The organism is Pseudomonas sp. KnCO4 (assembly GCF_045344305.1).
GTDB lineage: Bacteria > Pseudomonadota > Gammaproteobacteria > Pseudomonadales > Pseudomonadaceae > Aquipseudomonas > Aquipseudomonas anuradhapurensis.
Genome location: NZ_CP174199.1, coordinates 3758316 through 3780867 on the forward strand (window position 1 = coordinate 3758316; position 22552 = coordinate 3780867).

The window sequence follows — 22552 nt, forward strand, 5'->3', positions numbered from 1 at the left end:
GCATCGAGCGTCAGCCCCAGGCGGTAACCCCAGGCTCTCCACCGCGTGAGCCTGCCGCCTGGTGCCGGCGCTTGGATCCGAGAATAAAAACAAAACTCGAGGTGCTGCATGTCCGAGTCACGCAAGGCGTATATCCCTGTTGCGCCGCCGCGAGAGCCCTTGCCCCTGTTCCAGCTGATCCTGGTTGGCCTGCAACATGTCCTGCTGATGTACGGTGGCGCGATCGCCGTGCCGCTGATCATTGGCCAGGCCGCCGGGCTGTCCCGTGAAGAAGTCGCTTTCCTGATCAACGCCGACCTGCTGGTAGCAGGTGTCGCCACCATCATCCAGTCATTCGGTATCGGCCCGGTGGGCATCCGCATGCCGGTGATGATGGGGGCCAGTTTCGCTGCCGTCGGCAGCATGGTGGCCATGGCCGGCATGCCCGGCGTGGGCCTGCAGGGGATCTTCGGCGCGACCATCGCCGCCGGGTTCTTCGGCATGCTGATCGCGCCGTTCATGTCCAAGGTCGTACGGTTCTTCCCCCCCCTGGTCACCGGCACGGTGATCACCTCGATCGGCCTGTCGCTGTTCCCGGTGGCGGTCAACTGGGCCGGCGGCGGCCAGCAGGCTGGCACCTTCGGTTCACCGATCTACCTGCTGGTGGCCGGCCTGGTGCTGGCGGTGATCCTGCTGATCAATCGCTTCATGCGTGGGTTCTGGGTCAATGTGTCGGTGCTGGTAGGCATGGGCCTGGGCTATATCCTGGCCGGCGCCATCGGCATGGTCGACCTGTCGGGCCTGAGCCAGGCACCCTGGCTGCAAGTGGTCACCCCCCTGCACTTCGGCATGCCGACCTTCAGCCTGGCACCGATCCTGTCCATGTGCCTGGTGGTGGTGATCATCTTCGTCGAGTCCACCGGCATGTTCCTGGCGCTGGGCAAGGTGACTGGCCGTGAAGTGACCCCAGGCATGCTGCGTCGCGGCCTGTTGTGCGACGCCGGGGCCTCCTTCGTCGCCGGTTTCTTCAACACCTTCACCCACTCCTCGTTCGCCCAGAACATCGGCCTGGTGCAGATGACCGGGGTACGCTGCCGCTATGTCACCGTGGTGGCCGGCGCGCTGTTGATCCTGCTCAGCTTGCTGCCCAAGGCGGCCTTCCTGATTGCCTCGATCCCGCCTGCGGTGCTGGGCGGCGCCTCCATCGCCATGTTCGGCATGGTTACCGCCACCGGGATCAAGATTCTGCAGGAGGCGGACATTGGCGACCGCCGCAACCAGTTGCTGGTTGCGGTGAGCGTCGGCTTCGGGCTGATCCCTGTGGTACGCCCGGAGTTCTTTGCCCAGATGCCGCAGTGGATGGAACCCATCACCCACAGTGGCATCGCCATGGCCACGGTCAGTGCGCTGGTGCTGAACGTGCTGTTCAACATCCTCGGCGGTGCCGATCGCGCGGCGCACAACGCCTGCCATCAGCACTGAAGCAACCCGCCTGGAGCAACAGGGGGCGGCGCACTGCCGCCCCTGCCTCGACCTCGTCGTAAACGCTGTACCGTCGGCCCGCCGGAATGGGCCGCCCGGGGCGCCTGCGCGCCAAAAAAACCCAACAAAAACAATAAGTCCGGGAACCACAACATGAAACGCATCACCTCGTCCCTCTTGCTGGGCAGCAGCCTGCTGGCCACCCTCCCCGCCCACGCCGGGGAATGGCTGCAGTGGCACGGCGAAAGCCTGACCTACCTGTATGGCAAGGACTTCAAGGTCAACCCCCGCATCCAGCAGACGATCACCTTCGAGCACGCCAACAAATGGAAGTACGGCGACACCTTCATGTTCGTCGACAAGATCTTCTACAACGGCAAGGCCGACCCCGGCAAAGGCGTCACCAGCTACTACGGCGAGTTCAGCCCGCGCCTGTCGCTGGGCAAGATCAGCGGCCACAAGTTCGAACTGGGCCCGATCAAGGATGTGCTGGTCGCCATGACCTACGAGCGCGGCGAGGGCGACAACGAGGCCTACCTGATCGGCCCCGGCTTCGACCTGGCCATCCCCGGCTTCAACTATTTCACCCTGAATTTCTACCTGCGTAACACCGAAGGCAGCCGCCCCGGTGACAACGTCTGGCAGATCACCCCAGCCTGGTCCTACACCGTGCCCGTGGGCAAGTCCGACATTCTGATCGACGGTTACATGGACTGGGTGGTGGACAACGACCAGACCCGTCGCGGGACCTACCACGCCAACCTGCAGTTCAACCCACAGGTCAAGTACGACCTGGGCAAAGCCCTTGGCCTGGGCGCCAAGCAGCTGTACGTGGGCATCGAGTACAGCTACTGGAAGGACAAGTACGGCATCGACAGCCAAGGCAACGTCGACAGCAACCAGAGCGTCACCAGTGCACTGGTCAAGGTGCACTTCTGAAAAACTGACCAAACGCACAAGTTTGGTCCGTCACGCTCCAGGACGGAGCACTTGAGGCAAGGCGCGCAAGCCAGTAATCTGCGCGCCCCCTCGATCAGGGCAGAACGGATTCTGCCTGCGTTTACTGACCGCTCAGTCAATGAATTCGGGCGGTTGGCCAACGTGTTGCCAGCCTGAAAGACCCTTTTCATCCGTTCAGAACGAAGTCGAGCAGGAAGGTTTTGCCAGCCCGGGAAAGTTGGCTCAACCCTTGCCAAACAGCTGTGGCCTATCGAAAAAAACTGACTCGAAAGACAAAAAAAAGCGCGATAACGCGCTGACAACAGATCAATCAAGGGAGCGAAACTCGCAATGCGTACCATCAACAGCCTGATCCTCGCCGGCGGCCTGCTGGCCTGCGGCACCACCTTCGGCGGCGACCTGCTGCAATGGCAGAACAACAGCCTGACCTACCTGTGGGGCAAGAACTTCAAGGTCAACCCGGCGATCCAGCAAACGCTCACCTTCGAGCACGCCGACGCCTGGAAGTACGGCGACAACTTCATCTTCGTCGACAAGATCTTCTACCAGGGCCAGAAAGACGCCGGCAACGGCCCGAACACCTACTATGGCGAGATCAGCCCGCGCCTGTCCTTCGGCAAGATCTTCGATCAGAAGCTCGAGTTCGGCCCGGTCAAGGATGTGTTGCTGGCGATGACCTACGAGTTCGGCGAGGGTGACACCGAGTCGTACCTGATCGGCCCCGGCTTCGACCTGGCCATCCCCGGCTTCGACTACTTCCAGCTGAACTTCTACAACCGCACCACCGATGGCAGCCGCGCTGGCGACAACGTATGGCAGATTACCCCGGTGTGGTCGTACACCATCCCGGTCGGCTCTTCCGACCTGCTGATCGACGGCTTCATGGACTGGGTGGTGGACAACGACGAGAACCGTCGCGGCACCTACCAGGCCAACCTGCACTTCAACCCGCAAATCAAGTACGACCTGGGCAAGGCCTTGCACCTGGGTGAGAAGCAGTTGTACGTGGGTGTGGAATACGACTACTGGAAGAACAAGTACGGCATCAAGGACTCCGATGCCTTTACCACTGACCAGAACACCATGAGCTTCTTGCTCAAGGTTCATTTCTGAGTTGAACCTTCGGGGCCGCGTTGCGGCCCATTCGCTGCCAACCCCGTTCCCACAGGCGCAGCGCACCCTGCAGGAGCGGGTTTACCCGTGAACCGGGGCTTTGCCCCGGCCATGCACCTCAATTGGCAGGCCGAACCGCCCGCCACAGCTTCCCTGCCAGGCTTACCAGGGCCAGCACCACCGCACCGGCCACAACCCCGACGCCGCCATTCAGCAGCGCCACGGTCAACGCCCCGCCACGCCCCTCGCTGAACGCCTCGATGGCGTGATGCAGCGGCACGATGCCATGCACCAGGATCCCGCCGCCGACCAGGAACATCGCCGCAGTACCGATCACCGACAGGCTCTTCATCATGTACGGCGCGGCCCACAAAATACCGTTACCCACTGCCTGGGCCAGGCGGGATGCCTTGCGCGTCATCCACAGCCCGAGGTCATCGAGCTTGACGATGCCGCCCACCAGCCCGTACACACCGATGGTCATGACCACCGCAATGCCCGCCAGCACGATCACCTGTTGGCTCAACGGCGAATCGGCAACGATGCCCAGGGTAATGGCGATGATTTCCGCGGAAAGGATGAAGTCGGTGCGCACCGCGCCCTTGATCTTGCTCTTCTCGTACGCCACCAGGTCGACATTGGCATCCGCCAACGCCTCCTTGCGCGCCTCGTGCTGGGCCTCGTCCTCCGCCTTGCTGTGCAGGAACTTGTGCGCCAGCTTTTCGAAACCCTCGAAGCACAGGTAGGCCCCGCCCAGCATCAGCAGCGGGGTCACCGCCCAGGGTATGAACGCACTGATCAACAGCGCCGCCGGTACCAGGATGGCCTTGTTCAGCAGCGACCCCTTGGCCACCGCCCACACCACCGGCAGCTCGCGGTCGGCGCGCACGCCAGTGACCTGCTGGGCGTTCAGCGCCAGGTCATCGCCCAGCACACCTGCGGTCTTTTTTGCCGCGACCTTGGTCATCAGCGAGACGTCATCGAGCACCGTGGCGATGTCGTCGATCAGTACCAGTAGACTGCTTCCTGCCATGTTTGTCTGCTTCCGCATGAATGAATGCTGCCGATTCTAGCGCAAAGCCGCTGCCTTGAGCCCCCGTCGAGCCCGGTGCTACCATGCCCGATCCCTCTTAGAGGTGGCCAGACACGAGGAAGATCCCTGACCATGAGCACCATTCGCGAGCGCAACAAGGAACTGATCCTGCGCGCGGCCAGCGAGGAATTCGCCGACAAGGGCTTCGCCGCCACCAAGACCAGCGATATCGCGGCCAAGGCCGGCCTGCCCAAGCCGAACGTGTACTACTACTTCAAGTCCAAGGACAACCTCTATCGCGAGGTGCTGGAAAGCATCATCGCGCCGATCATGCAGGCTTCGACCCCGTTCAATGCCGACGGTGACCCGAAAGAAGTGCTGAGTGCCTACATTCGCTCGAAGATCCGCATTTCGCGCGACCTGCCGCATGCGTCCAAGGTGTTCGCCAGCGAGATCATGCACGGTGCCCCGCACCTGTCGCCGAACCAGGTGGCGCAGCTGAACGAGCAGGCCCGGCACAACATCGAGTGCATCCAGCGCTGGATCGACCGCGGGCAGATCGCCCACGTCGACGCGCATCACCTGATGTTCAGCATCTGGGCAGCGACCCAGACCTATGCCGATTTCGACTGGCAGATTTCGGCGGTGACCGGCAAGGCCAAGCTGGCCGACAGCGATTATGACGCGGCGGCCGAAACCATCATCCGCATGGTGCTCAAGGGTTGTGAACCCGAAGTAGCCTGAGCCGCCAAAGGCCATTCGCGGGCACGCCCGCTCCCACAGGACCACCACAGTTCGGAAGTCTATGGCAGCCCTGTGGGAGCGGGCGCGCCCGCGAAAAGGCCAGAACAGGTAATAGAGCGCTAGGCTGCTACCCCGGCATCCGCGCGCAAGCCCACCTCCTCGATCGCACTGATCGCACACTGCTCGTCGATATCCGAGGTATCGCCGCTGATCCCCACCGCCCCCAGCACCTTGCCGTCCTGATCACGCACCAGCACGCCACCCGGCGCCGGCACCACCGGCCGTTCACCCAAGCCGTTCAGCGCGGCAAAGAACGCTGGCCGTTGCTGCGCATCCAGCGCCAGCAAGCGCGAGCCCTTGCCCAGCGCAATCGCGCCCCAGGCCTTGCCAGTGGCCACCTGTGGGCGGATCAGGCTGGCACCGTCTTCGCGTTGCAGCGCCAGCAGGTGGCCGCCGGCGTCCAGCACCGCCACGGTCAGCGGTGCAGCATTGATCTTGCGGCCCGCCGCCAGCGCGGCATTCACCAGGCTGACCGCGACTTTCAGGTTCAAAGCGTTCATGGAAAGGTCCTCTTCTTGTTGTGAGAAGCCCTGAGGGCAGTTGAAAACAATAGGACCAATAGAACACAACGGGTTGATTTTTTGTATACAATATTTTGAAACGATCGTATGCGATGGCGCAAACGCCCGTTTTCCTGGGCGCTCGAACGAAAGCATCCACTGCCGACGAAAACCCGTTGACCTGAGCGGCCAGCCATGAATACACTCTGGCGCAAAGCAAGTTGTATACAATTACAAAATCGATGAGGCACAAACCATGAGCAAAATGAGAGCAATCGATGCAGCCGTTCTGGTCATGCGCCGTGAAGGTGTAGATACCGCGTTCGGCATCCCGGGGGCTGCCATCAACCCGTTGTACTCGGCCCTGAAGAAAGTCGGTGGCATCGATCACGTCCTCGCTCGCCACGTCGAAGGCGCCTCGCACATGGCCGAGGGTTATACCCGCGCCAACCCGGGCAACATCGGCGTGTGCATCGGTACCTCCGGCCCGGCCGGCACCGACATGGTCACCGGCCTGTACAGTGCCTCGGCCGACTCCATCCCGATCCTCTGCATCACCGGCCAGGCGCCGCGTGCGCGCCTGCACAAGGAAGACTTCCAGGCAGTCGACATCACCAACATCGTCAAGCCGGTAACCAAGTGGGCCACTACCGTTCTGGAGCCAGGCCAGGTGCCTTATGCGTTCCAGAAAGCCTTCTATGAAATGCGCACCGGCCGCCCAGGCCCGGTACTGATCGACCTGCCGTTCGACGTGCAGATGGCCGAGATCGAATTCGACATCGATGCCTACGAACCGCTGCCCGTGCACAAGCCGTCCGCCACCCGCGTACAGGCCGAAAAAGCCCTGGCCCTGCTCAATGACGCCGAGCGCCCGTTGCTGGTTGCCGGTGGCGGCATCATCAACGCCGACGCCAGCGACAAGCTGGTCGAGTTCGCCGAACTGACCGGCGTGCCGGTCATCCCGACCCTGATGGGCTGGGGCACCATCCCTGACGACCACGCGCAGATGGTCGGCATGGTCGGCCTGCAGACCTCGCACCGCTATGGCAACGCCACCCTGCTGAAATCCGACCTGGTGTTCGGCATCGGTAACCGTTGGGCCAACCGCCACACCGGCTCGGTCGACGTTTACACCGAAGGCCGCAAGTTCATCCACGTCGACATCGAACCGACCCAGATCGGCCGTGTGTTCACCCCCGACCTGGGTATCGTTTCCGACGCCGGCAAGGCGCTGGACGTGTTCCTCGAAGTGGCCCGCGAGTGGAAGGCCGCCGGCAAGCTGAAGTGCCGCAAGGCCTGGCTGGAGGACTGCCAGCAGCGCAAGGCCAGCCTGCAGCGCAAGACCCACTTCGACAACGTGCCGGTCAAGCCGCAGCGCGTCTACGAAGAAATGAACCAGGTGTTCGGCAAGGACACCTGCTACGTCAGCACCATCGGCCTGTCGCAGATCGCCGGTGCGCAGTTCCTGCACGTGTACAAGCCACGCCACTGGATCAACTGCGGCCAGGCCGGCCCACTGGGCTGGACCATCCCTGCTGCCCTGGGCGTGGTCAAGGCCGACCCGAAACGCAAGGTGGTCGCGCTGTCGGGTGACTACGACTTCCAGTTCATGATCGAAGAACTGGCGGTGGGCGCGCAGTTCAACCTGCCGTACGTGCACGTGCTGGTGAACAACGCCTACCTCGGCCTGATCCGTCAGGCGCAGCGTGGCTTCGACATGGATTACTGTGTACAACTGGCGTTCGAGAACATCAACGCCACCGACGCCGCCACCTACGGTGTCGACCACGTTGCCGTGGTCGAGGGCCTGGGCTGCAAGGCCATCCGTGTGTTCGAGCCGGCAGACATCGCCCCTGCCCTGCTCAAGGCACAGAAGATGGCCGAAGAGTTCCGCGTGCCGGTGGTGGTCGAGGTGATTCTCGAGCGCGTCACCAACATTTCCATGGGCACCGAGATCAACGCGGTCAACGAATTCGAAGACCTGGCCCTGGTCGGCAACGACGCGCCTACCGCCATCTCGCTGCTCGACTGATCGCCTGACGCCCCCGTGCCGGCCCCTGTTGCAGGGGCGCCGGGGGCCTTCACTGCAAGGAGACACACCATGCCTCGCTTCGCTGCCAACCTGTCCATGCTGTTCACCGAACAGGACTTCCTGGCCCGCTTCAAGGCTGCCGCCGATGCTGGTTTCAGCGGCGTCGAATACCTCTTCCCGTATGACTTCAGCGCCGCCGAGATCAAGCAGCAGCTGCAGGCCAACGGCCTGACCCAGGTGCTGTTCAACCTGCCGGCCGGTGACTGGGCCAAAGGCGAGCGAGGCATCGCCTGCCACCCGGACCGCGTCGCGGAGTTCCGCGCCGGGGTCGACAAGGCCATCGAATACGCCAAGGTGCTGGGCAACACCCAGGTCAACGCCCTGGCCGGCATTCGCCCACAAGGCCCGGACTGCGCCACCGTGCGCAAGACCTTCGTGGAGAACCTGCGCTACGCCGCCGACAAGCTGAAAGCCGCCGGGATCCGCCTGGTCATGGAAATGATCAACACCCGCGACATTCCCGGCTTCTACCTGAACACCACCCAGCAGGCCCTGGATATCCAGGCCGAGGTGGGCAGCGACAACCTGTTCCTGCAGTACGACATCTATCACATGCAGATCATGGAAGGTGACCTGGCGCGGACCATGGAAGCCAACCTGAAGCTGATCAACCACATCCAGCTGGCCGACAACCCGGGGCGTAACGAACCTGGCACCGGCGAGATCAACTATCGCTTCCTGTTCGAGCACCTGGACCGCATCGGCTACCAGGGTTGGGTGGGCGCGGAGTACAAGCCGCTGACTACCACCGAAGCGGGTCTGGGCTGGCTGAAGACCCATAACGCAATTTAAGAAACAACGCGGAACACTGTGGGAGCGGGCGTACCCGCGAACACCGGCGAAGCCGGTGCCACCCACCGAGTTGTCTGCTTCGCGGGCAAGCCCGCTCCCACAGGGGGCCAAGGCTCGCTTGAGATATCACAAATACAAAGAGGCACATTTTCATGGCTAAAATCGGTTTCCTCGGCACCGGCATCATGGGCAAGCCCATGGCGCAGAACCTGCAGAAAGCAGGCCACAGCATCTTCGTTTCCACCCACCACGACGCGGCCCCAGCCGACCTGATCGCCGCTGGCGCAGTGGCCCTGGCCAACCCGAAGGAAGTGGCCCAGGAAGCCGAGTTCATCATCATCATGGTGCCGGACACCCCCCAGGTCGAAAGCGTCCTGTTCGGTGAAAACGGCGTGGCCGAGGGCGTGGGCCCGAACAAGGTAGTGATCGACATGAGCTCGATCTCGCCGACCGCGACCAAAGCCTTCGCCGAAAAGATCAAGGCCACTGGCGCTGCCTACCTGGACGCCCCGGTATCCGGTGGTGAAGTGGGTGCCAAGGCCGCGACCCTGAGCATCATGGTCGGTGGCTGCCCGAAGGCCTTCGAGCGCACCCTGCCGCTGTTCGAAGCCATGGGCAAGAACATCACCCGCGTGGGTGGCAACGGCGACGGCCAGACCGCCAAGGTGGCCAACCAGATCATCGTTGCCCTGAACATCCAGGCCGTGGCCGAAGCCCTGCTGTTCGCCGCCAAGAATGGCGCCGACCCTGCCAAGGTACGTGAAGCGCTGATGGGTGGCTTCGCCTCGTCGAAGATCCTTGAAGTGCATGCCGAGCGCATGATCAAGGGCACCTTCGACCCAGGCTTCCGCATCAACCTGCACCAGAAGGACCTCAACCTGGCCCTGCAAGGCGCCAAGGAACTGGGCATCAACCTGCCCAACACCTCCAATGCCCAGCAAGTGTTCAACACCTGCCAGGCCCTGGGCGGCGGCAACTGGGACCACTCGGCGCTGATCAAAGGCCTGGAGCACATGGCCAACTTCTCGATCCGCGACGACAAGTAATTTGAATCCGGGGGCTGCTGCGCAGCCCTATCGCGACACAAGGCCGCTCCTACAAGCGGTACGCGATCCCTTGTAGGAGCGGCCTTGCGTCGCGAAAGAGGCGCAAAGCGCCCCCAGGATTGCAGATCCACACCGCTGAACCTGCGACCACAGTCTCAGCGGTGACCCCGAGCAACACCCGCCCCTGGTTCGGCCTGCACGGAGGCAGTTCCAGGGGCGTTCTTGATTGTGCAGAACAACAATAAACTGGGAGCCTGCCATGTCGGTCGATCCGCAAAAACTTCTCCGCGAGCTGTTCGACACAGCCATCGCCGCCGCCCACCCGCGCCAAGTCCTCGAACCCTACCTGCCCGCCGACCGTAGCGGCCGGGTCATCGTCATCGGCGCCGGCAAGGCCGCCGCCGCCATGGCCGAAGTGGTCGAAAAAAGCTGGCACGGCGAAGTCTCCGGCCTGGTCGTCACCCGCTACGGCCATGGCGCCAACTGCCAGAAGATCGAAGTGGTCGAAGCCGCCCACCCGGTCCCCGATGCCGCCGGCCTGGCCGTGGCCAAGCGCGTGCTGGAGCTGGTCAGCAACCTCGGCGAAGACGACCGCGTCATTTTCCTGCTGTCTGGCGGTGGTTCGGCGTTGCTGGCCCTGCCCGCCGAGGGCCTGACCCTGGCCGACAAGCAACAGATCAACAAGGCGCTGCTCAAGTCCGGCGCCACCATCGGCGAGATGAACTGCGTGCGCAAGCACCTCTCGGCGATCAAGGGCGGCCGCCTGGCCAAGGCCTGCTGGCCGGCCACGGTCTACACCTATGCCATTTCCGATGTACCGGGCGACCTCGCCACGGTGATCGCGTCCGGCCCCACCGTGGCCGACCCGAGCACCTCGGCCGACGCCCTGGCCATCCTCAAGCGCTACAACATCGAGGCCCCCAAAGCGGTCATCGACTGGCTCAACAACCCAGCCTCGGAAACCGTCAAGGCCGATGACCCGGCCCTGGCCCGCAGCCACTTCCAGCTGATCGCCAAGCCCCAGCAGTCGCTCGAGGCCGCTGCGGTCAAGGCGCGCCAGGCCGGGTTCAGCCCGCTGATCCTCGGCGACCTGGAAGGCGAGTCGCGCGAAGTGGCCAAGGTGCACGCCGGCATCACCCGGCAGATCGTCCAGCATGGCCAGCCGCTGAAGGCGCCGTGCGTGATCCTCTCCGGTGGCGAAACCACCGTCACCGTGCGTGGCAATGGCCGTGGCGGGCGCAACGCCGAATTCCTGCTCAGCCTGACCGAGAGCCTCAAGGGCCTGCCAGGGGTGTATGCCCTGGCCGGCGACACCGACGGCATCGATGGCTCGGAAGAGAACGCCGGTGCCTTGATGACCCCGGGCAGCTACGCCCGCGCCGAAGCGCTGGGCCTGTCGGCCAGCGACGAGCTGGACAACAACAACGGCTACGGCTACTTCGCCGCGCTGGATGCGCTGATCGTCACCGAGCCAACCCGCACCAACGTCAACGACTTCCGCGCCATCCTGATTCTCGAGACTGCCCAATCATGACGCCTGATAAAAAAGTGAAGATCCTCGCCACCCTCGGCCCTGCGATCAAAGGCATCGACGATATCCGCCAACTGGTCGAAGCCGGGGTGAACATCTTCCGCCTCAACTTCAGCCACGGCGAACACGCCGACCACGCGCTGCGCTACCAGTGGATTCGCGAGGTCGAGCAGCAACTGAACTACCCGCTGGGCATTCTCATGGACCTGCAGGGGCCGAAGCTGCGCGTTGGCCGCTTTGCCGAAGGCAAGGTCCAGCTGCAACGCGGCCAGGCCCTGCGCCTGGACCTGGACAAGGCCCCGGGCGACAGCCGCCGGGTGAACCTGCCGCACCCCGAAATCATCGCCGCGCTCGAGCCTGGCATGGACCTGTTGCTCGACGACGGCAAGCTGCGCCTACGCGTCACCGCCAAGCACAGCGACGCCATCGACACCGAAGTGCTGGCCGGTGGCGAGCTGTCCGACCGCAAGGGGGTCAACGTGCCGCAAGCGGTACTCGACCTCTCGCCGCTCACCGAGAAAGACCGCCGCGACCTGGCCTTCGGCCTGGAACTGGGCGTGGACTGGGTGGCCCTGTCGTTCGTCCAGCGCCCGCAAGACATCACCGAAGCACGCCAGCTGATCGGTGACCGCGCCTACCTGATGGCGAAAATCGAGAAGCCCTCGGCAGTCGAGCAACTGCAGGCCATCGCCGAACTGTCCGACGCGATCATGGTGGCCCGTGGCGACCTCGGCGTGGAAGTGCCGGCGGAAAGCGTGCCGCAGATCCAGAAGCGCATCATCGGCACCTGCCGCCAGCTGGGCAAACCGGTGGTGGTGGCCACGCAGATGCTTGAATCCATGCGCTTCTCGCCGGCCCCGACCCGTGCCGAAGTCACCGACGTGGCCAACGCCGTGGCCGAGGGTGCCGACGCGGTGATGCTGTCGGCCGAGACCGCCTCGGGTGACTACCCGCTGGAAGCCGTGCAGATGATGAGCAAGATCATCCGCCAGGTGGAGCATGGCCCGGACTACCAGGCCCAGCTCGACGTGGGTCGGCCGAAGGCCGAAGCCACCGTGTCGGACGCCATCAGCTGCGCGATCCGCCGGATCAGCGGCATCCTGCCGGTGGCGGTGCTGGTCAACTACAGCGAGTCGGGCGCCTCGACCTTGCGTGCTGCGCGCGAGCGCCCACGGGCACCGATCCTCAACCTGACGCCGAACCTGAACACCGCGCGCCGCCTGAGCGTGGCGTGGGGCGTGCACTCGGTGGTCAACGACCGCCTGCGCCAGGTGGACGAGGTGGTGTCCACCGCGTTGGAGATTGCCCAAGCGCAAGGCATGGCCAGCCGTGGCGACACGCTGCTGATCACCGCCGGTGTGCCGTTCGGCAAGCCGGGGTCGACTAATACGCTGCGGATCGAAACCTTGATCTGAATCAGCGCATCTCTCCTGTGGGAGCGGGCGTGCCCGCGAAGCGGCCAGCAGGGACAACGATGTTGCCTGAGCTGACGCATTCGCGGGCACGCCCGCTCCCACAGGGTCGGTGGTGTCGCACACAACTGCGGAAAACCCGAGGCCCAAAGAGGCCCACCGCTCCCCATCAACTTCACTGACTGCCCCGATGTACACCAAGAATTTCGTCAACCCGTGCCCCGACTGGGCCACGGCGCTGCTCAACGGCTTCAGCCAGGTGCTGCTGCTGCGCAATCCCCTGTGCGGCCTGTGCTGCCTGCTGGCCATCCTGCTGACCGCCCCCGACCTGGTCGGTGGCGCCCTGCTCGGCGCTCTCGCCGGGCTGCTCACCGCCCAGGCCCGCGGCTACGACCGCGCCGATCGCCAGGCCGGCTTGTACAGCTACAACGGCGTACTGATCGGCATCCTGATCAGCGCCGTGCTGCCCTGGTCGGCCATCCTGCCACCGCTGATCATCGCCGCCGGTGGCCTGTCCAGCATCATCACCCAGCAATGGCGCAAGCGTGGCGGCAAGCTGCTGGTTGCCTACACCGCCCCCTTCGTGCTGCTCGGCTGGGTCACCCTGCTGATCGCCACGCCCGCGCCCGCTGGCTTCGTCGAAGCCGACCCGCTGTGTGCCCTGGCGCGCGGGGTGGGGCAGATTTTCCTGCTCGACCAGCCGCTGGCCGGCCTGCTGATCATCGTCGGCATGTTCATTGCCAACCCCTATGCCGCACTGTGGGCAGTGCTCGGCTCGGCCATCGGTGGCGGCCTGGCGTTGCTCACCGATCAGGCACAGGCTGCGTGGCTGGGCCTGTACGGCTTCAACGCGGCATTGGCGGCACTGGCCTTCAGCAGGCAAGGTGAGAAGCCCTGGGTAACGCTGCTGGCCATCGTCCTCGCCCTGCTGGTGCAACCCCTGTTCAAATGGCTGCCGCTGCCCGGCCTGACCGCGCCCTTCGTCGCCGCCTGCTGGCTGATGCACCTGGGCAGCCACCTGGCCCAGCCCAGGCAGCGCAACGCCAGCCGCTTGCACAGCTGAAAGGCAACCCCTAGGCTCAGCCCATCGCCATTGTGGAACGAGCCCATGAACAACCCCGCGAGCCTGCGCGAGCGGCTCTTCGTCATCGTCTTCCAGACCGACACCGTGGCTGGAAGACGCTTCGACAAGATCCTCCTGCTGATCATCCTGGCCAGCCTGGTCACCGTCATCCTCGATAGCATCGACGAAGTACACCAGGGCTACGCCGGCCTGCTGGCCGCTATCGAGTGGGGCTTCACCGCGATCTTCCTGGCCGAGTACCTCACCCGCCTGTACTGCTCGCCCAAGCCGCTGCGCTATGCCTTCAGCTTCTACGGCCTGGTCGACCTGCTGGCGATCGTGCCGGGGATCATCGCCCTGTACTACAGCGACGCCCAGTACCTTCTGATCATCCGCGTGATCCGGATGCTGCGGATCTTCCGCGTGCTCAAGCTCAGCCCGTACCTAAAGCAGGCGCATTACCTGATCGACGCGCTGCGCGGCAGCAAGCAGAAGATCATCGTGTTCCTGGTCACCGTTTCCACCCTGGTAACCGTGTTCGGCACCCTGATGTACGTGATCGAAGGGCCGCAGCACGGTTTCACCAGCATTCCCAAAGGCATCTACTGGGCCATCGTCACCCTGACCACCGTGGGCTTTGGCGATATCGTGCCGAAGACCCCGCTGGGGCAGGTGATTTCGTCGCTGGTGATGATCATCGGTTATTCGATCATTGCCGTGCCGACCGGGATATTCACCGCCGAACTGACCAATGCCATGCGCGGCGAGCAGGTGCAACACGACTGCCCCACCTGCAGCAAGAAGAGCCATGAACCGGCGGCAGCGTTCTGTTCCCGCTGTGGCAATGCGCTGTTCCCTAAACAATGAAGTTGCCTGTTCCGGCCCTGTCGCACGATTAGGCAGAAGCATAACCAAAGTGTTTTTTGTTCTTTAACCGCCACGGACCTGCCCGCTATAGTCGCAGGCAAAATTGCCAATACCTTCTCGCTAACAAGGAAGCAACGTGAAAAAACTCTTCACCGCCTCGCTGCTCGCCGCAGGCCTTGCCCTGGGCAACCTGGCCCAGGCCGCCCCCACCCTGCTCAACGTTTCCTACGACGTGATGCGCGACTTCTACAAGGACTACAACCCGGCCTTCCAGAAGCACTGGGAAGCCGAGCACAACGAGAAGGTCAACGTGCAGATGTCCTTCGGCGGCTCGAGCAAACAGGCGCGTGCAGTGATCGATGGCCTGCCGGCTGACGTCATCACCATGAACATGGCCACCGACATCAACGCCCTGGCCGACAACGGCAAGCTGGTGCCGGACAACTGGGTAAGCCGCCTGCCGAACAACAGCGCGCCGTTCACCTCGGCCACCGTGTTCATCGTGCGCAAGGGCAACCCGAAAGCCCTGAAGGACTGGCCCGACCTGCTCAAGGACGGCGTGCAGGTAATCGTGCCCAACCCGAAGACGTCGGGTAACGGTCGCTACACCTACCTGTCGGCCTGGGGCTATGTACTCAAGCAGGGCGGCGACGAGAACAAGGCCAAGGCCTTCGTCGGCAAGCTGTTCAAGCAGGCGCCTGTGCTCGACACCGGTGGCCGCGCCGCAACCACTACCTTTATGACCAACCAGATCGGCGATGTGCTGGTGACCTTCGAGAACGAAGCCGAGATGATCGCCCGCGAATTTGGCCGCGACCAGTTCGAAGTGGTCTACCCGAGCGTATCGGCCGAAGCCGAGCCGCCAGTCAGCGTGGTCGACAAGGTCGTGGCGCGCAAAGGCACCCAGGCGGTGGCCGAGGAATACCTGAAGTACCTGTGGTCGCCAGCGGCCCAGGAAATTGCCGCGCAAAACTACCTGCGCCCGCGTGATGCAACGGTACTGGCCAAGTACACCGACCGCTTCCCGAAAGTGGACTTCCTGTCGGTGGAGAAGACCTTCGGCGACTGGCGCACCGTGCAGAAGACCCACTTCAATGATGGTGGGGTGTTTGACCAGATCTACACCAACAATCAGTAATTGATGTAAGCCTTACCGGCCTCTTCGCGGGCAAGCCCGCTCCCACAGGATTAGCACAGGCCTGAATGCTGTGGGGTCCCTGTGGGAGCGGGCTTGCCCGCGAAAGGGCCGGTACAGGCGACATTAGACCTGACGGAATACCAGGGCCTTCAAGCCCCCCGCCGGGTCCACGTCAGGAAATTCCGGCGGGTTCTCCAGCCGCTCGACAAACGCCAGCGACGGCGCCTGCTGCGCCATGCCCTCGATCAGAAACTCCGACCCGATCCCCGGGTCGTTCACGCACGCCAGCACCGTACCGCCCGGGTTCAACAGCTCCGGCAAGCGCCGCAGGATCTTCGCGTAGTCCTGGGTCAGCACGAAGCTGCCGCGCTGGAAGGTCGGCGGGTCGATGATGATCAGGTCATAAGGCCCGTACTTGCGCACCTTGCCCCACGACTTGAACAGCTCATGCCCCAGGTATGCCACGCGCGATGGGTCATGGCCATTCAGCCGATGATTGTCGCGCCCGCGCGACAATGCCGACTTGGCCATGTCCAGGTTCACCACCTGCTCGGCGCCGCCGGCAATTGCCGCCACCGAGAAGCCGCAGGTATAGGCGAACAGGTTCAGCACGCGCTTGCCCGCCGCCTGCTCGCGCACCCAACGTCGGCCATAGCGCATGTCGAGGAACAGGCCGTTGTTCTGCCGCACCCCCAGGTCGAGCAGGTAGGTCAGGCCGTCTTCGATCACTTCGCGTTGCCGGCACGGCTCGCCCAGCAGCCACTGGCCCGGGCTGTCGGGCAGGTAACGGTGCTGGATAAGGATAGCCTGGCCGGTCCACTGTGGGCGCTCGGCGAGGCTGCGCAACATGGCTTCCAGTTCAGCCAGCTGGCCTTCGGCCGGCTCGCGGAACAGCGCCACCGACAGCACACCCTGCAGCCAGTCGACGGTGACCTGCTCCAGGCCCGCCCAGCAGCGGCCACGGCCGTGGAACAGGCGGCGGGTTTCCTGCGGGGCAGGGTCGAGGGCGGTGAGCAGGTGATGCTCAAGAGTCTGGATTGGCGAAGTCATCAGGGGTCGCAAGCTGGCAAAAAAACGGCATTCTACCTTGCGCGCCCTTTCACGGGTAAACCCGCGCCCACAGGGGCTGTGCCGGCCCTGCAAGCGGGTCTGCCCGCCTACCCCCTCACTCCTCGGCCACAACCCGAGCAGGCCGGAACCACCAGCCCTGCTGCATCCCCGCCGCCGCCAGCAGGATCAGCGCCACCCCCAGCCACTGCAGCGGTGCCAGACGGTGCCCAAAGGCCACCCAGTCGACCAATATCGCTGCAATCGGGTAGATGAACGACAGCGCCCCGGTCAATGCCGTGGGCAAGCGCTGGATGGCGCTGTACAGCAGCACATACATCAAGCCCGTGTGCACCATGCCCAAGGTCACCAGGCTGGCCAGCGCCGGCACTTCGCCCGGCAACCCGCCCAGCTTGACCCAAGGCGCCAGCAACAGCACGCCGGTAGCCACCTGGATCAACGCGATCAGGTGCGGTGGGGTGCCGCTCAGGCGCTTGATGATCAGTGCCGCGATGGCATACAGGAAGGCCGCCCCCAGCGCCAGGGCAATGCCCAGCAGATAATCGTCACCACCACCCTGCCCGCTGCCATGGGCACTGACGATCGCCAGCATGCCGAGGAACGCCACGCTCAGCCAGGTGACCTTGGCCAAGGTGATCCTTTCGCCCAGGAACACCGCCGCCAGCCCCACCAGCATGAACGGCTGCACGTTGTACACCGCCGTGCCGATGGCAATCGATGCCCGCGAGTAGGACGCGAACAACAGCACCCAGTTGCCGACGATCGCCACACCGCTGGCAATCGCCAGCATAAACGCCGTGCGGCTGATAACGCCCGGCCGCAAGAAGCCAAAGCCTGCGCAGATGGCCAGCAAGGTCACGGCACCGAACACGCAGCGCCAGAACACCACCTCGAGCACCGGCTGGCCAGACACCAGCACGAACCAGCCGATGGTCCCGGAAATCAGCATGGCGGCCACCATTTCCAGCGAACCACGGCGCAACGAACTATCCATTTCACACCTCCTGTCGATGATGGCAACAGTATGCAAATGTTTCCGGGAGGCCTTCCAGCGAATATCGAAGGTAGATTTGCCGAGCTACCTTTACTATCAAGGCAAATCATCCAAACGACCTTACGAGGTGAGCATGACCGATGCCATCGACCAGTTGCTGATCAATGCACTGATGGAAGACTCACGCCGTTCGCTCAAGGCCTTGGCGCAGATCAGCGGGTTGTCTGCGCCCAGCGTCAGTGAACGCTTGCGCCGCCTGGAGGAGCGCGGCGTGTTGCGTGGCTACACCGTGGAGGTCGACCCGCGCGCGTTTGGCTACCAGCTGCAAGCGATCGTGCGCATCCGCCCGCTGCCCGGGCAGTTACAGGAGGTGGAGCGGCAGATCATTGCCATCCCCGAGTTCACCGAGTGCGACAAGGTCACTGGCGAGGATTGCTTCATCGCCCGCCTGCATGTGCGTTCGATGGAGCAGCTGGATACCCTCCTTGACCGGCTTAACACGCTGGCCGAAACCAATACCGCAATTATCAAGAAAAGCCCGGTGAAGCGGCGGCTGCCGCCAATGGAGTGAGCCAAGTCTGAGCCGACCGCTGCGCAGGCAAACCTGAGAAGAGGCCGGCTCAGAAAAAAGCTGACTATTTTTTGTACACAAGAATGTCACCATAAGTGCCATTTTTGTGTGCACTTTCCAATTTAGCGCCCCAATACGTTACACCACGCCCACCTTAAAGTTTGACCAATCGATCAACTAAACAGTACGCAAAAAATTTAAACCTGTTCAATCGGTCAATTTATATTTGACGCATTTCATAAAGTTATCGGCAATAACGACAGATTCAAAATAATGGCATCTGCCTGGTTGGTTCTCCTATGGCACGGAACTCGCTTTTGTGTGTTCGTGTTTTGTATACAAGTTGAACAAAACATAAATACACAAGAACCCGCGACGCCGCCCCAACAGCGGCCGCCGCGCCCTGAACCCAGTGATGCCAACGCTGCACCGACGAGATGGCGAGCCCGTGCGCATGCCCGCTCATCGCAGTCCACGTGCATCAGGAGCCCGCCGGAATGAGTACCAGCCTCGACCTTGCCCCTGAACTATCCGTCGCCAGCACCCACCCCGCCTCGCCACTTGCCGACAGCCAGCCGGCCCTTGCCCTGAGCCCGCGCCTGCATAATCGCGACCTTGCCCCGACGCGCCTCCAAGGCCGCCGCTGGGGCCGCTACAGCATCTTCGCGCTGTGGACCAACGATGTGCACAACATTGCCAACTACTCGTTCGCCATGGGCTTGTTCGCCCTCGGCCTGGGTGGCTGGCAGATACTGCTGTCGCTGGCCATCGGCGCAGCGCTGGTGTACTTCTTCATGAACCTGTCTGGCTACATGGGGCAGAAAACCGGCGTGCCGTTCCCGGTCATCAGCCGCATCGCCTTCGGCATCCACGGCGCGCAGATCCCGGCCCTGATCCGCGCGGTCATCGCCATCGCCTGGTTCGGCATCCAGACCTACCTGGCATCGGTGGTGCTGCGCGTGCTGCTGACTGCCGTGTGGCCGCACCTGGCCGCCTACGACCACGACAGCATCCTCGGCCTGTCGAGCCTGGGCTGGGTGTGCTTCGTGTCGATCTGGCTGGTGCAGCTGGTAATCCTCGCCTACGGCATGGAGATGGTGCGCCGCTACGAGGCCTTCGCCGGCCCGGTGATCCTGCTGACGGTTGCCGCCCTGGCGGTGTTCATGTACGTCCAGGCCGACGCCCGCATCGCCTGGTCGGTGGCCGCGCCGCTGAGCGGCTACGAGATGTGGCGCAACATCTTTGCCGGCGGCGCCTTATGGCTGGCCATCTACGGCACCCTGGTGCTGAACTTCTGCGACTTCGCCCGCTCTTCGCCCTGCCGCAAGACCATTCGCGTGGGCAATTTCTGGGGCCTGCCGGTGAACATCCTGGTGTTCGCCATGATCACCGTGGTGCTGTGCGGTGCGCAGTTCCAGATCAACGGCCAAGTCATCGACAGCCCGACGCAAATCGTCGCCAGCATCCCCAGCACGCCGTTCCTGGTGCTCGGTTGCCTGGCCTTCCTGATCGTCACCGTGGCGGTGAACATCATGGCCAACTTCGTCGCGCCGGCCTTCGTGCTCAGCAACCTGGCGCCGCGCCAGCTGAACTTCCGCCGTGCCGGGCTGATCAGCGCCACCCTGGCGGTGCTGATCCTGCCGTGGAACCTGTACAACAGCCCGCTGGTGATCGTGTACTTCCTGTCCGGCCTGGGCGCGCTGCTCGGCCCGCTGTACGGGGTGATCATGGCCGACTACTGGTTGCTGCGCAAAGGCCGCATCAACGTGCCGGAGCTGTACACCGAGCACCCAGCCGGGGCCTACCACTACAGCAAGGGCATCAACCTGCGCGCCGTGGCCGCTTTCGTGCCGGCCGCACTGCTGGCCATCGTCCTGGCCCTGGTGCCCAACTTCCATGGCATCGCGCCGTTCTCCTGGCTGATCGGCGCCGGCATCGCCGCTGCGGTGTACCTGCTGATCGCGCCGCGCAACCGCCAATACCACGACGTCAGCGGCGAATGCATCGCCGTCGACCACAGCAGCCACTGACCAGGGAGGGCTACACATGCGTATCCTGATTGCCAACGTCAACACCACCGCAGCCATCACCGAAGCCATCGCCGAACAGGCCCGCAGCGTGGCCGCGCCCGGTACCGAAATCATCGGCCTGACCCCATGGTTCGGCGCCGAATCGGTGGAAGGCAATTTCGAAAGCTACCTGGCCGCCATCGCCGTGATGGACCGGGTGCTGGCCTACGACGGCCCGTACGATGCGGTGATCCAGGCCGGCTATGGCGAGCATGGCCGCGAGGGCCTGCAGGAGTTGCTGGACGTACCGGTGGTGGACATCACCGACGCCGCCGCCAGCACCGCGATGTACCTGGGCCACGCCTATTCGGTGGTGACCACCCTGGACCGCACCGTGCCGCTGATCGAAGACCGCCTGAAGCTGTCCGGGCTGTATGACCGCTGCGCCTCGGTGCGCGCCAGTGGCCTGGCGGTGCTGGAACTGGAGGCCGACCCGCAGCGCGCCGTGGCGGCGATCGTCGAGCAGGCCGAACGCGCCGTGCGTGACGACAAGGCCGAAGTGATCTGCCTGGGTTGCGGTGGCATGGCCGGGCTGGACGAGCAGATCCGCCTGCGCACGGGCGTGCCGGTGGTGGATGGCGTCAGCGCCGCGGTTACCGTTGCCGAAGCACTGGTGCGCATGGGCCTGAGTACTTCCAAGGTACGTACCTATGCCACGCCGCGGGTGAAAAAGGTGCTGGGTTGGCCGATGCGCTGCGGTCGTTGATTCCTGATACGGTCAATCCGTCACCCGCGGCTCAGGTCGGGCAGCCCCGAGCCCGACCATCCAGCCCCTGGCGCACGTTGCGGCTGAGCAGGCTGGCCTTGCCGTCGTGCCAGGTCAGCTTGAGCACGTAGAGGGTATCGAAATCGTCACCGTTCCAGTCCTCGGTGATCACCCGCTGGTCACCCAGGGCCTTGCCGGCCACCGTGTTGATCAGCTCGGGGAGGTAGCCGTGCGACCAGGCGGTGTAGACGGTCGCGTTGCGGTACTTGTCGCGCAGCAGCTCGTCGGCCAGCGCTTCGGTGTCGTTGGCGCCGTAATCGATGTTCACAGGCAGGCCCAGGCGAATGGCGCTGGGACTGATGGTCATCAGCGGGCGGATGTAGCTGTAGCTTTCCTGCTTGCTACCTTCCTCGACATGCCGCGACGGGTTGGCGGCGAACACGTAGTCGGCCTTGCCGAAGCGTTCGGGCAGCACGCTGGCCAGATCCAGCGCCCGGTTGAGGCCCTGGCAGCTCAATTGGCCCAAGCCCTCTTCCGGCTTCTCGGCGTGGCGCAGGAACACCAGGGTTTGCGTGCCATCCGCCGGTTGCGCCCGGCTTTCGACAGCCTCCAGCAACAGCGGCACGGCGGCGGTGCTGAGCACCAGGCCCAGCAGCAGGTGGCGATGACGGGAAAAGAACGTAGGCAACTTGATCAAGGCGAGACACCCTTTGTAGTGGGTGCCATCCTTGGCAACGAGTGAGGGTCAGAGTGCCCTGAACCCGTTTGGTTCCTCCTTGAAGTCGGCTGCCGTCCCTGGACAAGGCCATGCTAGGTAATGGGTATTGCCGAATTGTGTAGGGTAAAGAACCTGCGGTTGCATGCGCCTGGCGGGTGGCCGGGCGCTTTCAGTCATCCCGCGTCAGCACTTCCAGCAACTCGATCTCGAAGGTCAGGTCCGAATGCGGCGGGATCGCACCCACGCTGCGCTCGCCGTAGGCCAACTGCGCCGGTACCTGCAGCCTGCGCTTGCCACCCACGCGCATGCCCATCAGGCCTTGGTCCCAGCCCTTGATGACCCGGCCGGTGCCGATCACGCACTGGAACGGTTTGCCGCGCGACCAGGATGAGTCGAACTCGCTGCCATCGGCCAGCCAGCCGGTGTACTGGGTGGTGATCAGGGCGCCTTTGACGACGGCCTTGCCGTCGCCTTCGACGAGGTCGGTGATCTGCAGTTCTTGGCTCACGGGGCACACTCCAATACTGGAAACAAAGCCGCCCTTTTCTCAGGAATGCGCCTGTTTGGCAAGTTCGCATGGCATCGACGTCAGTGCCGCCCGCTGCCCCAGGCCT

At 63.7% G+C, this 22552-nt stretch carries 21 protein-coding genes; 15 read left to right on the plus strand and 6 right to left on the minus strand.

Annotation, left to right across the window (positions count from 1 at the left end; genetic code table 11):
* The first annotated feature begins 108 nt into the window (after nucleotides 1-108).
* The 3 genes from ACJA3S_RS17500 (at nucleotide 109) to ACJA3S_RS17510 (ending at nucleotide 3534) form a co-directional block, all read left to right on the plus strand.
* A complete protein-coding gene (locus tag ACJA3S_RS17500; RefSeq protein WP_406819429.1) occupies nucleotides 109-1461 on the plus strand; it encodes a nucleobase:cation symporter-2 family protein in 1353 nt (450 codons plus the stop codon).
* Between the two features lie 153 nt (nucleotides 1462-1614).
* Nucleotides 1615-2400, plus strand: a complete 786-nt coding sequence (locus ACJA3S_RS17505) for an outer membrane protein OmpK (protein ID WP_406819430.1) — start codon at nucleotides 1615-1617, stop codon at nucleotides 2398-2400.
* 351 nt (nucleotides 2401-2751) lie between these two features.
* On the plus strand, nucleotides 2752-3534 hold the full coding sequence (locus ACJA3S_RS17510; protein WP_170031009.1) for an outer membrane protein OmpK: 783 nt from the start codon (nucleotides 2752-2754) through the stop codon (nucleotides 3532-3534).
* 118 nt (nucleotides 3535-3652) lie between these two features.
* On the opposite strand, the gene ACJA3S_RS17515 is transcribed toward ACJA3S_RS17510, so the two are convergent.
* Complete coding sequence (locus ACJA3S_RS17515; RefSeq protein ID WP_406819431.1) at nucleotides 3653-4567, minus strand: DUF808 domain-containing protein; 915 nt, start codon at nucleotides 4565-4567, stop codon at nucleotides 3653-3655.
* A gap of 132 nt (nucleotides 4568-4699) precedes the next feature.
* Here ACJA3S_RS17515 and ACJA3S_RS17520 point away from each other — a divergent pair, with 132 nt between their 5' ends.
* The gene (locus ACJA3S_RS17520; RefSeq protein ID WP_013973538.1) at nucleotides 4700-5311 is read left to right on the plus strand and encodes a TetR/AcrR family transcriptional regulator; all 612 of its coding nucleotides are present in this window, start codon (nucleotides 4700-4702) and stop codon (nucleotides 5309-5311) included.
* Nucleotides 5312-5430: 119 nt separating this feature from the next.
* Here ACJA3S_RS17520 and ACJA3S_RS17525 read toward each other — a convergent pair whose 3' ends face one another.
* Complete coding sequence (locus tag ACJA3S_RS17525) at nucleotides 5431-5871, minus strand: heme-binding protein (protein ID WP_170031013.1); 441 nt, start codon at nucleotides 5869-5871, stop codon at nucleotides 5431-5433.
* A 256-nt stretch (nucleotides 5872-6127) separates the two neighbouring features.
* Here ACJA3S_RS17525 and gcl point away from each other — a divergent pair, with 256 nt between their 5' ends.
* From gcl to ACJA3S_RS17565, 8 genes are all read left to right on the plus strand, one after another.
* A complete protein-coding gene (gene gcl / locus ACJA3S_RS17530) occupies nucleotides 6128-7903 on the plus strand; it encodes a glyoxylate carboligase (RefSeq protein WP_170031015.1) in 1776 nt (591 codons plus the stop codon).
* A gap of 69 nt (nucleotides 7904-7972) precedes the next feature.
* Nucleotides 7973-8755, plus strand: coding sequence for a hydroxypyruvate isomerase (gene hyi / locus ACJA3S_RS17535; RefSeq protein ID WP_406819432.1), 783 nt, complete (start codon nucleotides 7973-7975; stop codon nucleotides 8753-8755).
* 152 nt (nucleotides 8756-8907) lie between these two features.
* Complete coding sequence (locus tag ACJA3S_RS17540; protein ID WP_176510460.1) at nucleotides 8908-9801, plus strand: 2-hydroxy-3-oxopropionate reductase; 894 nt, start codon at nucleotides 8908-8910, stop codon at nucleotides 9799-9801.
* Between the two features lie 259 nt (nucleotides 9802-10060).
* Nucleotides 10061-11335 (plus strand): glycerate kinase, encoded by a 1275-nt coding sequence (locus ACJA3S_RS17545; RefSeq protein WP_406819433.1) that lies wholly within the window; start codon nucleotides 10061-10063, stop codon nucleotides 11333-11335.
* The gene (gene pyk, locus ACJA3S_RS17550) at nucleotides 11332-12747 is read left to right on the plus strand and encodes a pyruvate kinase (protein WP_406819434.1); all 1416 of its coding nucleotides are present in this window, start codon (nucleotides 11332-11334) and stop codon (nucleotides 12745-12747) included. Before ACJA3S_RS17545 ends, pyk begins: the two co-directional genes overlap by 4 nt.
* Before the next feature lie 187 nt (nucleotides 12748-12934).
* Nucleotides 12935-13807 carry an urea transporter gene (locus ACJA3S_RS17555; RefSeq protein ID WP_406819435.1) on the plus strand — a complete coding sequence of 291 codons (873 nt, stop codon included), beginning with the start codon at nucleotides 12935-12937 and terminating at the stop codon, nucleotides 13805-13807.
* A 45-nt stretch (nucleotides 13808-13852) separates the two neighbouring features.
* Nucleotides 13853-14674, plus strand: coding sequence for an ion transporter (locus tag ACJA3S_RS17560; RefSeq protein ID WP_406819436.1), 822 nt, complete (start codon nucleotides 13853-13855; stop codon nucleotides 14672-14674).
* Nucleotides 14675-14810: 136 nt separating this feature from the next.
* Nucleotides 14811-15812, plus strand: a complete 1002-nt coding sequence (locus tag ACJA3S_RS17565; RefSeq protein WP_289135793.1) for a sulfate ABC transporter substrate-binding protein — start codon at nucleotides 14811-14813, stop codon at nucleotides 15810-15812.
* A 123-nt stretch (nucleotides 15813-15935) separates the two neighbouring features.
* Here ACJA3S_RS17565 and ACJA3S_RS17570 read toward each other — a convergent pair whose 3' ends face one another.
* Both ACJA3S_RS17570 and ACJA3S_RS17575 read right to left on the minus strand, forming a co-directional pair.
* Nucleotides 15936-16862 (minus strand): class I SAM-dependent methyltransferase, encoded by a 927-nt coding sequence (locus ACJA3S_RS17570; protein WP_406819437.1) that lies wholly within the window; start codon nucleotides 16860-16862, stop codon nucleotides 15936-15938.
* Nucleotides 16863-16977: 115 nt separating this feature from the next.
* Complete coding sequence (locus ACJA3S_RS17575) at nucleotides 16978-17874, minus strand: DMT family transporter (protein ID WP_406819438.1); 897 nt, start codon at nucleotides 17872-17874, stop codon at nucleotides 16978-16980.
* 133 nt (nucleotides 17875-18007) lie between these two features.
* On the opposite strand from ACJA3S_RS17575, the gene ACJA3S_RS17580 reads away from it, so the two are divergent.
* From ACJA3S_RS17580 to ACJA3S_RS17590, 3 genes are all read left to right on the plus strand, one after another.
* Nucleotides 18008-18445 carry an Lrp/AsnC family transcriptional regulator gene (locus ACJA3S_RS17580; RefSeq protein WP_406819439.1) on the plus strand — a complete coding sequence of 146 codons (438 nt, stop codon included), beginning with the start codon at nucleotides 18008-18010 and terminating at the stop codon, nucleotides 18443-18445.
* Nucleotides 18446-18942: 497 nt separating this feature from the next.
* Entirely contained in the window at nucleotides 18943-20475 is a 1533-nt protein-coding gene (locus ACJA3S_RS17585) for an NCS1 family nucleobase:cation symporter-1 (RefSeq protein WP_406819440.1), read from the plus strand.
* Between the two features lie 16 nt (nucleotides 20476-20491).
* On the plus strand, nucleotides 20492-21220 hold the full coding sequence (locus tag ACJA3S_RS17590) for an aspartate/glutamate racemase family protein (protein WP_406819441.1): 729 nt from the start codon (nucleotides 20492-20494) through the stop codon (nucleotides 21218-21220).
* Nucleotides 21221-21251: 31 nt separating this feature from the next.
* On the opposite strand, the gene ACJA3S_RS17595 is transcribed toward ACJA3S_RS17590, so the two are convergent.
* The gene (locus ACJA3S_RS17595) at nucleotides 21252-21914 is read right to left on the minus strand and encodes a histidine phosphatase family protein (RefSeq protein WP_406822270.1); all 663 of its coding nucleotides are present in this window, start codon (nucleotides 21912-21914) and stop codon (nucleotides 21252-21254) included.
* A gap of 193 nt (nucleotides 21915-22107) precedes the next feature.
* A complete protein-coding gene (locus ACJA3S_RS17600; RefSeq protein WP_406819442.1) occupies nucleotides 22108-22446 on the minus strand; it encodes an FKBP-type peptidyl-prolyl cis-trans isomerase in 339 nt (112 codons plus the stop codon).
* Nucleotides 22447-22552: the final 106 nt, after the last annotated feature.

Coding starts and splice junctions, on each gene's coding strand:
- pyk (WP_406819434.1), top strand. CDS start 11,332: ATGACGCCTGATAAAAAAGTGAAGATCCTCGCCACCCTCGGCCCTGCG.
- ACJA3S_RS17515 (WP_406819431.1), bottom strand. CDS start 4,567: ATGGCAGGAAGCAGTCTACTGGTACTGATCGACGACATCGCCACGGTG.
- ACJA3S_RS17575 (WP_406819438.1), bottom strand. CDS start 17,874: ATGGATAGTTCGTTGCGCCGTGGTTCGCTGGAAATGGTGGCCGCCATG.
- ACJA3S_RS17585 (WP_406819440.1), top strand. CDS start 18,943: ATGAGTACCAGCCTCGACCTTGCCCCTGAACTATCCGTCGCCAGCACC.
- ACJA3S_RS17510 (WP_170031009.1), top strand. CDS start 2,752: ATGCGTACCATCAACAGCCTGATCCTCGCCGGCGGCCTGCTGGCCTGC.
- ACJA3S_RS17580 (WP_406819439.1), top strand. CDS start 18,008: ATGACCGATGCCATCGACCAGTTGCTGATCAATGCACTGATGGAAGAC.
- ACJA3S_RS17505 (WP_406819430.1), top strand. CDS start 1,615: ATGAAACGCATCACCTCGTCCCTCTTGCTGGGCAGCAGCCTGCTGGCC.
- ACJA3S_RS17525 (WP_170031013.1), bottom strand. CDS start 5,871: ATGAACGCTTTGAACCTGAAAGTCGCGGTCAGCCTGGTGAATGCCGCG.
- ACJA3S_RS17540 (WP_176510460.1), top strand. CDS start 8,908: ATGGCTAAAATCGGTTTCCTCGGCACCGGCATCATGGGCAAGCCCATG.
- ACJA3S_RS17570 (WP_406819437.1), bottom strand. CDS start 16,862: ATGACTTCGCCAATCCAGACTCTTGAGCATCACCTGCTCACCGCCCTC.
- ACJA3S_RS17590 (WP_406819441.1), top strand. CDS start 20,492: ATGCGTATCCTGATTGCCAACGTCAACACCACCGCAGCCATCACCGAA.
- ACJA3S_RS17500 (WP_406819429.1), top strand. CDS start 109: ATGTCCGAGTCACGCAAGGCGTATATCCCTGTTGCGCCGCCGCGAGAG.
- ACJA3S_RS17520 (WP_013973538.1), top strand. CDS start 4,700: ATGAGCACCATTCGCGAGCGCAACAAGGAACTGATCCTGCGCGCGGCC.
- hyi (WP_406819432.1), top strand. CDS start 7,973: ATGCCTCGCTTCGCTGCCAACCTGTCCATGCTGTTCACCGAACAGGAC.
- ACJA3S_RS17555 (WP_406819435.1), top strand. CDS start 12,935: ATGTACACCAAGAATTTCGTCAACCCGTGCCCCGACTGGGCCACGGCG.
- ACJA3S_RS17560 (WP_406819436.1), top strand. CDS start 13,853: ATGAACAACCCCGCGAGCCTGCGCGAGCGGCTCTTCGTCATCGTCTTC.
- gcl (WP_170031015.1), top strand. CDS start 6,128: ATGAGCAAAATGAGAGCAATCGATGCAGCCGTTCTGGTCATGCGCCGT.
- ACJA3S_RS17545 (WP_406819433.1), top strand. CDS start 10,061: ATGTCGGTCGATCCGCAAAAACTTCTCCGCGAGCTGTTCGACACAGCC.